Consider the following 14359-nt stretch of genomic DNA (forward strand, 5'->3'; position numbering starts at 1 on the left):
CGGGCTCCTTCGCCGGGTGGTGGGGGGCAGCGGCAGAGAGAGTGCCAGCGAAAGAGCGTTGTTGACAGATCTGCAACACGAATTTGACCGCGAGTTGTTCGCCAGGCGTTCAAGTGTGTCCGCTATGCGGCGTGTTGATGCGGAGAGTGGCTTACGTGGAAATGGGGGGCGGGCCGTGTGCGGGCCGCCGCTACGGAAGCCGCGGCGGCGCTTCGCGCCCGGCGCGGCTACGGCAGCAGCCGTTGTTCCTTCGCCACCGAGACCGCGCCCGCCCTCGTGTCCACGCCCAACTTTGCGTAGATCCGCCCCAGATGCGTCTTTACCGTCGCCTCACTGATGAACAGCGCCCGCGCGATCTCCCGGTTGCCGAGGCCCCGTGCCAGCTGGCCGAGGATGTCCCGTTCCCGATCCGTCAGGGACGGGCGGCCCGTGCCGCGCATGTGGTGCAGTACGCGGCTCGCGACCGGGGCCGAGAGCGCCGCGCGGCCCTGCGCCGCCGCGCGGATCGCCGCGAACAACTCCTCGGGGCGTTCCGCCTTCAGCAGATAGCCCGTCGCGCCCGCCTCGATCGCGCGCGTGATGTCCGCGTCCGTGTCGTACGTCGTCAGCACCAGCACATGCACCTGGGGCGTCGCGATGCGTCGGGTCGCCCCGACTCCGTCGATGCCGGTCCCCAGTTGGAGGTCCATCAGCACCACGTCAGGGCTCAGTTTCGCCGCCATCGCGACCGCTTCCTCGCCGCTGCCCGCCTCCCCGACGACCTCGATGTCCGGCTCGCTGCCGAGGAGAGCCAGGAGCCCGGCGCGTACGACGGCGTGGTCGTCGCAGAGCAGGATCCGTACCGCGGTCATGCGCGCTCCAGGGGAATCGCGGCGGACAGGACCGTGCCCTCGCCCGGCGCCGACTCGACGGTCAGCGTGCCGCCCAGCTGCCGTACGCGGGCGCGCATCGCGGGCAGCCCGTGGCCCCGGTCACCGGCACGGGCGCCGGCACGGGGGTCGGACGGCTCGAAGCCGCGGCCGTCGTCGGCGATGTCCAGTACCACCTGGTCGTCCAGGTGGCTGAGGGTGAGCGCGGCGGTGGTGGCCCCCGCGTGCTCCCGTACGTTCGCCAGCGCGCCCTGCGCGATCCGCAGCAACGCCGACTGGACCCGGTCGGGCAGTGGCACGGGCGTGCCGTCCCGGTGGAAGCGGACCTGGAGGGAACCGGTGGACTCGCGCACGGCGAGCGTACGCAGGGCCTCGTCCAGGCCGCCGCCCTCCGCCAGGTCCGCAGGTGCCAGATCGTGCACGAAGCGGCGCGCCTCGGCGAGGCTGCGCTCGGCGATCGACTCGGCCGTACGGACATGGCCCCGGGCGGCCGCCGGGTCACTGTCCCAGGTGCGTTCCGCGGCCTGGAGCAGCATCTGCTGGCTGGACAGGCTCTGGGCGAGGGTGTCGTGGATCTCCATGGAGATCCGCTGGCGTTCGGCGAGGGTGCCCTCGCGCCGCTCGGTGGCGGCCAGCCGGTCGGCCTGGCGCCGCATGTAGGTGAAGACGGTGGTGGCGAGGACGGCGACCGTGGGCGGCAGCAGGAAGAGATGGGGGTCCACGCTGTCCGCGAGGCGCCATTCGGCGATCATCACCAGCGCGCAGAGCACGGCGACGAGCGCGACGGCGGCGCGGGTGGGCAGCGATCGCAGCCCGGTGTAGATGAGCGGTACGGCGCACCAGGCGAAGCTGGGCGCCAGGAGCACGATCACGACCCAGCAGGCCACGACGGAGCCGAGCAGCACCAGCTGGAGGCGGCCCGGCCGCTGCTCGCCTGGGGCGTGTTTTAGAAGTCTCGCCTGCCCCGCGACGCCTGGCACGCGCACTCGCGGTGTTGTCGGAGTCGCCCAAGTACGTCCAGTACGAGGGCGATCCTCCGCCTTGCGATTGCACGCGCCAGACGCCGCGGGGCCCGCCCTGCGGGCGGACGGCGCTACTTCAAAAACGCGCCCCAGCCGCGGCCGGTCGGCCCGGCGCCCGCCGAGCCAGTGGCCCCCGAGCTGGAGCGCGGCGAGGGTGATGCTCAGGCCGACGACCCACGGCAGCCGCGGGCTCTGCGGATGCTTGAGGAGATAGCGCAGCAGGGATCCGGCGAGCAGAGCGAGGAAGGCGGTGTTCATCACCGTCACCAGCCAGCGGGCGTCGGGATCCCGGGTCTGCGGATCCAGGCTCGCGCCATCACCGCCGGTGGCGGACGGTGCGTGGGACATCGGGCTCTCCTGCGGGCGGCGCTGCGTGTGCTCTGTGACCTGGGGCTTGTTCTGCATCGTGACCCGGCGGGACCACCGCCGCATCAGCCGATCGGCTGACCCGGCCGTCGTCCATCATGCCTGCGGCCGGCAGCCGGTACGCCGACGGCGGTGCCCCGGACCGCACCCGAGGATCGATGCAGGCCCAGGCCCGCAGCCCAGGCCACAGCCCAGGCCACGTAAGGCCCAGCCCCGATGAGGAACCAGCCCCGAGCCCGAGGAGCCCCACGACCATGAAGACGATGTCCCTGCGCGCCCGTGTCCTGACCGGAGCCGTCGCCGCGGCCGCCCTGGGCGCGGGCACCTTCGGCGCCGTGTCCGCGAACGCGTCCGCTCCCGCCGCCGAGTCGCTCGCCGCGGTCCGGGCCGATGCCGCCGACCGCAACCTTCAGCAGTCCACCCACCTGACGGTCGCGGCCGCGACCAAGGCCGCCCAGGCCGCGCTGGAGGCTGCCGAGAAGGACAACCAGCGCGTCTCCGTCGCCGTCGTCGACCGCAACGGCACCACCGTCGTCACCCTGCGTGGCGACGGCGCGGGCCCGCAGTCGTACGAGTCGGCACAGCGCAAGGCCTTCACCGCCGTCTCCTGGAACGCCCCCACCTCCGAACTCGTCAAGCGCCTGGAGCAGGCCCCGAACCTGAAGGACATCCCCGGAACGCTCTTCCTCGCGGGCGGCGCACCGGTGCGGTCCCAGGGCGCCCCGATCGCGGGCATCGGCGTGGCGGGCGCGCCCAGCGGCGCCTTGGACGAGCAGTACGCCGCGGCGGGTGTCGCGGCGCTCAACAAGTAGGCCGTACCTGCTGATTCGCGCCGCGAGCGCATACCCCGCATAGGATCAACTGCGTGGATATGCGAACTCTCGTACGCACCCTGACGCCCGCCGTCGCGCTGCTCCTGCTCACGGGCTGCACCGACGGCGGCGCGGGTGTGCACGGCAAGCCGGGCTCCGCGGGCGTGCGCGATCCGCTCTTCCGCGGGCTCGGCAACGGCGGGTACGACGTCCAGCACTACGCCCTTACCCTCGCCTACGACCCGGACACGAACCACCTCAAGGGCACCGCCGAGATCACCGCCCGTGCCACCCAGGGCCTGAGCGCCTTCAACCTCGACCTCCACGGGCTGACGGTCGACGGCGCCACGGTCGACGGCAAGGAGGCGGCGGCCAACCGGGCGGGCGACGAGCTGACGCTGCGCCCGCACCGCGACATCGACAAGGGCAAGACGTTCCGTACGGTCGTCCGCTACTCCGGTGAACCGGAGACCATCGTCGACGACGACGAGGACAAGTCCAAGGAAGGCTGGCTGCAGACCGAGAGCGGCGCGCTCGCGGTCGGCGAGCCCAGCGGCTCGATGGCCTGGTTCCCGAGCAACAACCACCCGAGCGACAAGGCCACGTACGACATCACGGTCACCGTGCCGAAGGAGCTGCAGGCGATCTCCAACGGTGAGTTGGTGAAGACGGTCCCGACGGACGGGCGCACCACGTACGCCTGGAAGTCCAAGCAACCGATGGCCAGTTACCTCGCCACGCTGGCCATCGGCGACTACAAGACGACGCCGTCCCGCACCTCCAGCGGCGTGCCGGTCCTCACCGTCGTCGACCCGGCCGTGGGGAAGAAATATGCACAGCTGATTGCCCAGGTCCCCGAGATCGTGGAGTGGGGCGAGGAGTACTTCGGTCGGTACCCCTTCTCGTCCGCCGGAGTCATCGTCGTGCCAAAGGGCGACCTCGGCTACGCCCTGGAGACCCAGACCAAGCCCGTGATCCCGGTGGATGACCTCCCGGACTCGCTCGTGCACGAGATCGCCCACCAGTGGTTTGGCAATTCCGTGACGCCCAAGTCCTGGAAGGACATGTGGCTCAACGAAGGCTTCGCCGTCTACGCGGAGTGGATCTGGCACGAGGAATTCGACGCCACCCCGGCCCAGAAGAGCTTCGACGCCGCCTTCGCCCGCAACGAGAACTGGGCGTTCCCGCCCGCCGATCCGCCGTCCGGGGCGAAAGTCTCCGACGATCCGGTGTACTACCGCGGCGCGATGGTCCTGCACAAGATCCGTCAGGCGGTCGGCGAGGACGCCTTCTTCGAGATCGTGGAGGGCTGGGCGACGGAGCACCGCCACTCCAACGCCTCCACCGCCGACTTCACCGCATATGTCGAGAAGAAGTCCGGCAAGGACCTGACCGAGCTCTGGGACACCTGGCTTTACGGCAAGGACAAGCCCGACACCCCGTAGTGTCGCGGTTCCTGACGTGACGTTGCTTCAAATACCGTCGTCCATAGCGAATATGAAGCTGCTGGAGTTGTAATAGTTCGGCAGTTGTGCAAGGTAGGACCCCGCCCTGGGCGGGTCGGCCTCGGGCCATTCCTCCGGACCGAGCAGGTGCGAAGAATAGTCGCTGGAGCTCACCTGCGGGACAAAGAACAATCGATATCCGGGCGCTGTCCCGTCCGACACGAATGTCCACAGCTGTACTGAACGGTCATCTGAGACGTGGCAGTCCCATTGGACGACCCTGACCACGTTTCCGCCATTGTGAGTGCCGTCGAGGCACTTCCCGGTGCCCGTGTTCCTCAATTGGTAGGTGTCCTGGCCGGCTGCGATGCGTTCCCAGCGTTGGGTCGCTTCGCTGCTGACGCACTCCTGGAGCTGCATCATGGCGCCCTGGGTGTCGGCGGCGCCCTGGATCCCCACGCACAGGCCCGTGGCTTGGTTGACCAGCTGGAAGCCCTTCGGTTTTGCGCTGGGTGCCGGAGGTGCGGCAACTTCGGGTGAAGCAGAACCGGTTGCGTGGTTGTCGCGAGACCTCGCCACGGCGGAGGTGTGGGTCGTCGGCGTCGCGGTGGCCGATACCGTCACAGTTGCGGTCACAGCCACGGCCGCCGCGTCGGAGCTGGTGGCGGAAGCAGAGGCGGCCAGGGGTGGTCGGGTGGCGGTGGCCGGACCGTTCGACATGACGACAGTGACGGATGCGGCAATCGCTGCGGCCGTGGCCACCACCGCGGCGACGGCGAAGGCTGGGTTGGCCGGGACAACGCGGCGCCAGGATGTCTCACGCGAAATGCCGCGTGGAGAGGGGACTTCGGTGGGCACGAGCGTCGCCGGAGCCGGGATCGCCAGGGCCGCAGAGCGCCTGTCGCCTGGTGACGAGGCCGGCCGCTCCGCCGTACTCGGCAGCAACGCCTTGGACAGGGTGGTGTGCCGGCCTGTGTGGATCGCGACGATGTCTGTACGTGCCCGGGCGCAGCTTGCGCAGGTGGCAGCGTGCTGGTCGAAGTCCTTGGAGCGTGGGGAGTCCTCCCCGTGGCGGACGGTGTCGTCCAGCACGGCGGCGAAATGGCGGCACGCTCGGCCGGGGGTCTGCGCGGCATAGGTGCGGAGGTAGGCCTCGTACAGGCCCTTGAGGGCGCGGGCGGCCTCGGAGTCTGCTGTGTCGGGGCTCAGCTCCGCCAAGGGGGTCGTGTGCCCGGCGTGTTCGTCGAGGCTTTGCAGCAGCGCCGTCTGCCACGATTCGGGCAGGATGCGAAAGGCCTGCAGCATCAGTGAGTTGGCCTCAGCGGCCACTGGCTCGGACACGGGTCTCCTCGTGCATGTGTGTCGCGTAGTGGTCTTGGTGATCTGAAGGCGGAGTCAGCCTGCTGGAGATGCAGTGGGCTGATCAGGACCTCGCGATTTTGGAGACGATGCGCTAACGGGTTGGACGGCTGGTGGCAGGGGTGCAGCCGTTGGACCCCTGGGTAGTGGATAGATGCCGTGGCCCGCGTGCGTCAAGATCTGAGGCGAGCGGGTTGATCACGCTGCCGGCGTCCACACCGAACTCAACAGTCGCCCCTCCTGCGAGGTTTGCCCGGCCACCGGCATGCCGAGTCGGGCCGCCGGCCCACCATGGACGCAGGTACTGAACAGGTAATTCGGCGCTGCCGTCCAGAGGCCTCGGACCCCATGCTGGAACTCAAGATCGCCCTGCCTCAAGGCAGTTTTTCAACCTTGAAGAGTGCGGCACGGCAGGAGTTCCACGACAGGGGAGGAAGTAGTAGATGCGCCATACAGACGCCGCTCAGGCACACAGGTCCCGAAGACGGCGTTTCCGATCACCGGTGTGCCTCATGGTTCTGGTGTCGATGGTCTTCGCGTTGGTGGCCGTCGATCTCAGTGTGGGCGCCCAGTCGGCACAGGCGAGAGCCTGGTGGGCCGGCGGAACGTCCCACCAGTGTCGTCCGACCGATGAGGGAGCCGTCGACTGCGTATTCACGGTGGCGAAAGACCGCAACGATTCGTCTCCCCGGGTGATCGACGTGCCCAACGGTACGTCCAGTACTGGGTCGTGGCTGGTGGCATACGCCCGCAATGACGGTGCCAACCAGGTGTTCTCACTGCGTCCGCAGGGCGATGGCAGTTTCCAGATCAAGTCCGGTTCCGGGCTGTGCCTGCAGCCGGGAGGATGGGACTCCACATGGCGGATTCGCCCCGTACAGCAGGAGCGTTGCAGCGGCTCCGCGAAGGAGCAGTACTGGTATTTCCAGCCGGGTCCGGTCAAGGACGGCGGAACATCCTTCATGATCCGCAACGCAGCCGATGACCAGTGCATCGACGTGGCCAAGAGCTGGCTCGCCGGCCACTCGGACTACCTGAACATGTGGCCCTGCCACGGCGATGACAACCAGTTGTGGGGCACCCGCCTGGACGACAGCGGGTTCGACTTCACCACGGAATGGGCGGCCAAGTATGCGCTGACCAAGTGCGATGCCAGCGTCGCCGACCATTCGGCCTACCCGTACTGCAATTACAGTCAGACGCAGGTCGCGGTAACCGGCAATGATGAAGGGGTCGCTCAGTGCCTGGTGGCCCAGCACACCGAGGTGGCGATCCCGTCGACAACCGTCGACTACAAGTCGACCACCAGCACGTCGACCATCACAACGGATTCCATCGCCAACGGTACGAAGGAGACCGTCACCGTCAAGCTCGGCAGCTCCACGGACTTCTGGCACGTCGACTTCGCTGCCGAGGCGTCCCAGTTGATCACCCACTCGGTTCAAACGGGGACTACTTCGACCGAGGAGAAGACCTACCGCGCTGTGGTCCCGGCCGCCCCCGCGCATTCCACAACCTGGGTCAAGGCCTTCCCGGTCAGCAAGACCTACACCGGCAGGTTCGTCTTCGCCAAGGGCAGCTGGGACGAGTGGACATACAACACGGAAGCCAAGATCACCGTCACGTACCCCGCCGGGTCGGGAAACACCATGATGTACGACTCCGGTGTCGCTGAAGACAAGCTCGACGCCAATGGGCGATGGGTGCGGCAGCCGGCCTGCGTCAGTGGCGGACCGACCGAGACCATGACCAACTAGAGGTCCCACTGGGTTCAGCCCACCCGACACACCGCTCAGGGGGTGCCGCGGCTCCGGCCGGGGCGCCCCCACTGCGCTGACCACAGAGCGGAGTGCCTCCGCAAACTCAGAGGCGAGGGGTACGTTCCTGCGCCCACGTGGCGATTTGGGTGCGGGTGGTGAACCCGAGCTTGGCCAGGATGCGCTGGACGTGCCCTTGCGCGGTGCGCGGTGAGATGACGAGCTGGGCTGCGATCTGGTTGTTGGTCAGTCCCTGAGTGACCAGGAGGGCGACCTGGCGCTCCCGAGGAGTGAGCACGGTCACTGGATCATGCTCCGGTGGGCCGGCTTGCGCGGGGGGCTTGTTCAGTGCGCGGGCGATGGCCTGCTCCATGGTCAAAGCGGCGCCCGACTGCACGTGGGCAGTGAAGCACTCCTCGCTCAGGACATCTCGGAGCAGGGCCTCGCACTCGGTGCGATGGTGCAGCAGACGCCCGACACCGGGCAGCATGGTGCCGACCTTCTCCCAGGCGCTCTGTGCCGCGCCGAGGAGTTCCGCAGCCTGTGTGCTGTCCCCGTCGCTCGCTCGCGCCCACGCCAGCACTTCCAGGCACTGGGCCACGGCCAGCCCATTGTGCGCGGGCCAACCGGTGCTCAGGCTCTCCTGGAGGTTTCTGACGGTCTGCCGGGTGTCTCCGTTGACCCAGTTCTGGAGCCCGAGCAGCCACAGCGTGAACGAGCGGGACCATTGAGCGCCGTGGGCGTCGCACAGCGCCAGGCACTCCTCGCCGAGGGCGACCGCGCGCGGGTCGGCGGAAAGGCAGCAGGCCAAGCTGAGCAGGTAGAGGGTGGCCCATGTGTCGCCGATTTCTCCGTGAGTGCGGAACAGGGCGAGGGCTCGGTCGAGCAAAGGGATCGCGCGCGCGAAGTCGTCCTGGAACAAGGCGGTCAGCCCGTCGAACTGCTCGGCGTACGCCTGTGCCAGCGGGTCGTCGAGAGACTGTGCCAACGCGCGGCAGTCCGCCATCCGAACCTGTCCCGAGGGGGTGTCTCCGCGCAGGAGAGCCAGCCATCCGTCGGCCCACAGGGCCTTCAGTCGTACGGGGCTGGGCGTGGCGTCCGATGCCAGCGCCTTGTCCAGCCAGTGGCGCTCTTCCTCCAGGCTGCCCGCGCCAAGACGGTGGCACCAGAGCGATCCGGCTATCTCCAGACCGACTTGGGCCTCGCCCGGTTCGGTCAGGCAGTAGTCGAGTGCGGTGCGCAGATTGGGCCGCTCCTGGTGCAGGCGTGCGAACCAGGCCGTCTGCTCGCCGGTGAACCACTGGGTCTCGGCACGCAGTACCAGCGCTCGGTAGTAGTCGCGATGGCGGCGGCGCAGCGTCCGGTCTTCCCCGTCGCGCAGCCGTAGGTGGCCGTACTGGCGGAGGGTTTCCAGCATGCGGTATCGCGCGTGCTGCTCCTCGCGGACCAGCACGGACTTGTCCACCAGGCCCGCCACGACGCCGAACACATCCTGGGCGGTGAGGCCAGAACCTGTGCAGACCGACTCGATCGCCTCCAGATCGAAGGCGCCGGGGAAGACGGACAGTCTGGCCCAGAGCAGTTGCTCCCCGGGCGCGCACAGATCGAAGCTCCAGTCGAGTGCTGCGCGCATGGTCTGCTGGCGGGGCAGGGCGGCTCTGCTTCCCCCGGCCAGCAGCTCGAACCGGTCGCCCAGCCGTTCCAGGATCTGCTCGCAGGTCAGCACCCGAAGCCGGGCCGCGGCCAGCTCGATGGCCAACGGAATGCCATCCAGGCGACGGCAGATCAGGGCAGCCGTCCTGCCGTGCTCTGAGGGTGCGCACTCCCCCAGCGCGGCAGCCGCCCGGTCGGTGAACAGGTCCAGCGCATCGCTGCGTCCGGCCTGCCTGTCTCGCTCGGACTGCCCGGACTGCCACTTCGGCCTGGGATCGTCCGGATCGGGCGCCGACAGCGGGGGCACCGTCAGCAGGCACTCTCCGGTGACGCCCAGGGCCTGCCGACTGGTGGCGAGGATATGCAGGTCGGGGACGGCTGCCAGCAGCGCGTCGGCCAGGACCGCACAGGGGTGCAGCAGATGTTCGCAGTTGTCGAGCACCAGCAGGACCCGCTTGTCACGCAGGTGATCGGTCAGCACGGCCATCGGCGGCCGGCCCATGTCGTGATTCGGTTCGAACGCCGCCAGCACGCCATGCTCGATCAGTTCTTCCTTCTCGACCACGGCAAGATCTGCAAGCCAGACGCCGTCGGGGAAGGAGCGTCGCACCTGCGCCGCCAGCCTCAACGCGAGCCGGCTCTTGCCCATCCCGCCCGGACCCGTCAGAGTCAACAGCCTTGTCCGCGCGAGCAGTTGCCGCGCCCGCGACATCTCGGCGCGCCGACCGACGAAGCTCGTCGTGTCCGCAGGGAGATTTCCGGACTCGCTGCGCATCCCAGCCACCCGTGGGCCTCATCTCTCGTGCGCACCCGTCACCCGCTGGACAGTCACGGTGACCAGGCTGGAGTTGCGACCGGCCGGCGGTCGCCGTAGGGGGTCAGGCCGAACCGCAGCCCGCCGGACCGATGAAGATCCAGATGTCTCGTGTCAGCCGCGAGTCGAACGGCGGTCCTCGTGGGCCCAGCCACTCGACGCTCAGAGCCTCAGCATCCCCGGGGTAACGGAGCGATGCACGGCGGGCTCACGCCGCATCACGGAAGCCAGTAAACCACCCTTTAGCACCCCAAGAGCACTGAACTCCCTTCGTTCCGCGGCTTGTTCTCTATCTGCCAGGGCGGATTCCCAGTCCGTAACCGTGAGTTGGCATGGGTTCCATGGCCCGCTGCCTCTCGTACGGTCAGGCAGCGGGCCTCTGCCGTCGAGGCCGCGCGGACGAGGGGCCAGCAGAAAGGCCCCGGCTTGTGAGCCGGGGCCTTTTTGTCGCGGTACCTGCGTCAGAGGTTGACGCCGAAGTCGCGGGCGATGCCCTCCAGGCCCGAGGCGTACCCCTGGCCCACGGCGCGGAACTTCCACTCCGCGCCATTGCGGTAGAGCTCGCCGAAGACCATCGCGGTCTCGGTGGCGGCGTCCTCGCTCAGGTCGTAGCGCGCGATCTCGGCGCCGCCGGCCTGGTTGACGATGCGGATGTAGGCGTTGCGCACCTGGCCGAAGTTCTGGCTGCGGTTGACGGCGTCGTAGATGGAGACCGGGAAGACGATCTTGTCGACGTCGGCCGGCAGACCCGCCAGGTTGACGTTGATCTGCTCGTCGTCCCCGCCGCCCTCGCCGGTGCGGTTGTCGCCGGTGTGGACGATGGTCTGGTCGGGCGTCGCCTTGTTGTTGAAGAAGACGAAGTGGGCGTCGGACGCGACCTTGCCGCCGGGGTTCACGCCGATCGCGGAGGCATCGAGGTCGAAGTCGGTGCCGGTGGTCGTACGGACGTCCCAGCCGAGGCCGACCGTGACGGCGGTCAGGCCCGGTGCCTCCTTGGTGAGCGAGACGTTGCCGCCCTTGGACAGGCTTACTGCCATTGGGAAGTCCCCTTCGTGTCGACTGTGCGGGCTTCGAGCCCTCCCGAAGCTACCGTCACCCGTCATAACGCAGTCAGGGGACTGCCAGGTTCCATCCGTCTGTGCTTCCTTTGGCACCTCGCGGGGAGACTCGGGAGCGCGGACGCCCGAAAAGCGGGTGACGCGGACGGCGCGGGCACGCGACCATGGACGCATGTCCGGTCCCTACATCATCCGCGGTTCGGTCTCCCTGCCGGAGGCCGAGCTCATGTGGCGTTTCTCGCGGTCGTCGGGACCGGGTGGCCAGCACGTCAACACCAGTGACTCGCAGGTGGAGCTCCGCTTCGACCTCGCGAGGACCGAGGCGCTGCCGCAGGTCTGGAAGGACCGCGCGCTGGAGCGTCTGGCCGGCCGGACGGTGGGCGGTGTGATCGCGGTCCGCGCGTCGGAACACCGCTCGCAGTGGCGCAACCGCGAGACCGCGGCGGTGCGGCTGGCCTCCCTGCTGGCCGAGGCGACGGCGCCGCCGCCGCGGCCGCGCCGGGCGACGAGGATTCCGCGGGGCATCAACGAGCGCCGACTGCGGGAGAAGAAGCAGCGCGCGCAGACGAAGCGCGGCCGCAGCGGCCGCGACTGGTAGTACTCCGCCCCGGTTGGCGGCGGGACCTCAGTCCAACTGGCGGTAGCGGCCCCGGAAGTACGTCAGCGGACCGCCGTCCGCGCTCGGCAGGCCCACCGCCAGCACTCGCGCGATCACCAGCGTGTGGTCCCCGGCCACCACCCTCTGTTCCGTACGGCACTCCAGCGTCGCCAGCGCGCCCCTCACCAGCAGCGCGCCGCTCACCTCGCCCCTCGTGTACGGAATGTCCTCGAACAGGAGCCGGTCGCTGACCCGGCCCTTCATCGCGAAGCGGCCCGCGATGTGCCGCTGGCTCTCCGAGAGCACCGAGACGGCCCACAGCGGCTGTTCGGCGAGCAGGTCGTCCATGCGGGAGTCGTTGCGCAGGCTCACCAGGACCAGCGGGGGGTCCAGTGACACCGACATGAAGGCGGTCGCCGTCATGCCGACGTCCTCGCCGCGCGGGCCGTCGTCCGGATCGTGCGCGGTCACCAGCACCACACCCGCGGCCAGCCGGGACATGGCGGCGCGGAACTCCTCGTTGCTCACCCCCTCAGCATGGGGGATGGCAACAGGAGCGGTGGCGGGGGTCGTCTGCAACACACGAGGAACGCTAGTCTCGGCCGACCCGCGCCCGCATCGGGCCGGGGGACCAGCCAGGTCCTAGGACCGACGACAGGCGGCCCTGGGACCGGCGGCGCACCCATATTTGCGTTCAGGAAAGCGAGGGTCATTGCAGCGCGCGTAGGCAACGCATCATCATCCACTGTGACTTGAGTCACAGAGTGCAGTAATTGTTGACCCTGTGTACCGAGTGGGCAGCTCGCTGTGATTCAGTGACCGTGATACCGCAACAAGAACGTCGATGAGAACCCTGGAGTTTGCTGTCGAGGTCTCGGGGAGAGCGAACAATGGAGACCGAGTCGGAGCCCTACGTCCGTCTTGCGACCCTGCGGCAGCTGCACCAGGTGGTCGCGGACCTCAACACGGCCCGGAGCTTGGCCGACACCCTGCAGACCGTCGCTGACGGAATCGTCGCGGGACTCGGCTACGAGCTGGCCTGCGTCAATCTCGTACGCCCCGACGGAGATCTCGTCGTCGCCGCATTCGCCGGCAGCGCCGCCGCGGAAGCCCTGATCACGGGCCGCGTCGGCTCCCGCCCGTCATGGGAACGCCGTCTGTCGATGGGCGAGGCCTGGGGCGAGCTGCGCTTCATCCCGCACACCGAGGGCTGGGTGCTCATAGAGGACGACGTCCCGCAGTGGCACACCGAGGGCCCCGACCCGCGCTTCGAGGACGAGTGGCACCCGCAGGACCGTCTCTACGCCCCCATGTACGCATCGGGGGGCGGCCGCGAGCTTCTCGGCGTCATCTCCGTCGACCGGCCGCGCAACGGACGGCGGCCGGGACCCTGGGGCCAGGAAGCGCTCCAGATGTACGCGTCCCAGGCGGCGATTGCGATCAGCAACGCCCGCCTGCGAGCAAACATGCAGCGCGCCCTGGTCCGTCTGGAGCGTGAGCAGCAGGCCCTGCGCGCGAGTGAGGAGTCGTTCCGGCAGGCGTTCGAGTACGCGCCGAGCGGTATGGCCATCGCCGAGATGGGCGGCGACCAGCACGGCCGGCTGCTGCGCACCAATGACGCCCTGTGCCGGCTGCTCGGCAGACCCGCCTCCGCGATGCGCCGCTACTCGTTCGCCGATCTCGTGCATCCCGAGGACGTCGGCACCCTGCTGCGTACGTCGGCCGAGGGCGGGCGTGCCGAGTTGCGGCTGGGCCGCCGGGACGGGACGTATGTCTGGGTGTCGCTGCGCAACTCCGTCGTCGCGGACACCGCGGACGGCCCCCGTTTCCTGCTCACCCACGTCGAGGACATAGAGGACCGCAAGCGGCACGAGCTCCAGCTCGCGCACCGGGCCAGCCATGACGCGCTCACCGGGCTGCCCAACAGCGCCGAGCTGCGCGCCCGGCTCAGCGCCCGGCTGTGCGAGCGGCCGCAGACCGCGCGGGAGAGCGCCATCGAGGCCCTGGACGCCGCGTACGGGGCGGACAGCGACGGAATCTTCGGCAGCGACGGGTTCGACTTCGAGACCACCGGCGTGCCCTACGACCACCATGTGCACACCATCGCGCCCGACAGCGAACTCGACGACGGCACGAAAGGGCTCGCGGTCCTCTTCTGCGATCTGGACGGCTTCAAGTCGATCAACGACCGGTTCGGGCACCAGACGGGCGACGCCGTGCTCGTCGAGGTCGCGCGCCGGCTCACCACCGGCGTGCGCGACAACGACACGGTCGCCCGGCTCGGCGGTGACGAGTTCGTGGTGCTCGCCGACGGCCTGGGCGCGGCGGACGCCGCCGACCTGGCCGTACGCCTGCGGAACGCGATCATCCTGCCGATCAGGGTCGGCGGCAGGGGCGTGCGCGTCGGGGCGAGCTTCGGGATCGGCTGGGCGAGCTGCGGAATGTCGGTCGAGGAGGTCCTGCAGAGTGCCGACCAGCGGATGTACATCGAGAAGCGGTCCCGGGCGAAAGTGCACCGGCGGGCCGGCTGAGGCCAACGACACCCTGTGGGATACCCCGAACCGGGTAGGCTCGCCCACGTCGGCGATGTGCTGACGACATGGTGA

11 protein-coding genes are annotated in these 14359 nt (G+C 69.0%); 5 read left to right on the forward strand and 6 right to left on the reverse strand.

The genetic code is table 11. The features are described from left to right. Positions 1-227: 227 nt before the first annotated feature. Both OHA61_RS20810 and OHA61_RS20815 read right to left on the reverse strand, forming a co-directional pair. Positions 228-851, reverse strand: a complete 624-nt coding sequence (locus OHA61_RS20810; RefSeq protein ID WP_406304277.1) for a response regulator — start codon at positions 849-851, stop codon at positions 228-230. Then, positions 848-2239 carry a sensor histidine kinase gene (locus OHA61_RS20815; protein WP_406304278.1) on the reverse strand — a complete coding sequence of 464 codons (1392 nt, stop codon included), beginning with the start codon at positions 2237-2239 and terminating at the stop codon, positions 848-850. Before OHA61_RS20815 ends, OHA61_RS20810 begins: the two co-directional genes overlap by 4 nt. A 272-nt stretch (positions 2240-2511) precedes the next feature. Here OHA61_RS20815 and OHA61_RS20820 point away from each other — a divergent pair, with 272 nt between their 5' ends. After that, positions 2512-3069: a heme-binding protein gene (locus OHA61_RS20820; protein ID WP_406304279.1), complete on the forward strand. Its 558-nt coding sequence runs from the start codon at positions 2512-2514 to the stop codon at positions 3067-3069. Between the two features lie 59 nt (positions 3070-3128). Further along, positions 3129-4514 carry a M1 family metallopeptidase gene (locus OHA61_RS20825; RefSeq protein ID WP_406307408.1) on the forward strand — a complete coding sequence of 462 codons (1386 nt, stop codon included), beginning with the start codon at positions 3129-3131 and terminating at the stop codon, positions 4512-4514. Positions 4515-4541: 27 nt separating this feature from the next. Here OHA61_RS20825 and OHA61_RS20830 read toward each other — a convergent pair whose 3' ends face one another. Beyond that, entirely contained in the window at positions 4542-5855 is a 1314-nt protein-coding gene (locus tag OHA61_RS20830; RefSeq protein WP_406304280.1) for an RICIN domain-containing protein, read from the reverse strand. A 530-nt stretch (positions 5856-6385) separates the two neighbouring features. On the opposite strand from OHA61_RS20830, the gene OHA61_RS20835 reads away from it, so the two are divergent. Continuing rightward, positions 6386-7630: an RICIN domain-containing protein gene (locus OHA61_RS20835; RefSeq protein ID WP_406304281.1), complete on the forward strand. Its 1245-nt coding sequence runs from the start codon at positions 6386-6388 to the stop codon at positions 7628-7630. Positions 7631-7736: 106 nt separating this feature from the next. On the opposite strand, the gene OHA61_RS20840 is transcribed toward OHA61_RS20835, so the two are convergent. Together OHA61_RS20840 and OHA61_RS20845 are read right to left on the reverse strand one after the other, a co-directional pair. Further along, positions 7737-10058, reverse strand: a complete 2322-nt coding sequence (locus OHA61_RS20840) for an ATP-binding protein (RefSeq protein ID WP_406304282.1) — start codon at positions 10056-10058, stop codon at positions 7737-7739. 500 nt (positions 10059-10558) lie between these two features. Next, positions 10559-11134 (reverse strand): TerD family protein, encoded by a 576-nt coding sequence (locus tag OHA61_RS20845; RefSeq protein ID WP_324971389.1) that lies wholly within the window; start codon positions 11132-11134, stop codon positions 10559-10561. Between the two features lie 193 nt (positions 11135-11327). Between OHA61_RS20845 and arfB the strand changes: the two genes are divergently transcribed. Then, a complete protein-coding gene (gene arfB / locus OHA61_RS20850; RefSeq protein WP_361905711.1) occupies positions 11328-11753 on the forward strand; it encodes an alternative ribosome rescue aminoacyl-tRNA hydrolase ArfB in 426 nt (141 codons plus the stop codon). A 27-nt stretch (positions 11754-11780) separates the two neighbouring features. Here arfB and OHA61_RS20855 read toward each other — a convergent pair whose 3' ends face one another. Then, entirely contained in the window at positions 11781-12335 is a 555-nt protein-coding gene (locus OHA61_RS20855; RefSeq protein WP_406304283.1) for a flavin reductase family protein, read from the reverse strand. Between the two features lie 308 nt (positions 12336-12643). Between OHA61_RS20855 and cdgB the strand changes: the two genes are divergently transcribed. Beyond that, a complete protein-coding gene (gene cdgB, locus OHA61_RS20860) occupies positions 12644-14284 on the forward strand; it encodes a diguanylate cyclase CdgB (RefSeq protein ID WP_406304284.1) in 1641 nt (546 codons plus the stop codon). The last annotated feature ends 75 nt before the right edge of the window (positions 14285-14359 follow it).

The organism is Streptomyces sp. NBC_00885, assembly GCF_045207475.1.
Classification (GTDB): Bacteria; Actinomycetota; Actinomycetes; order Streptomycetales; family Streptomycetaceae; genus Streptomyces.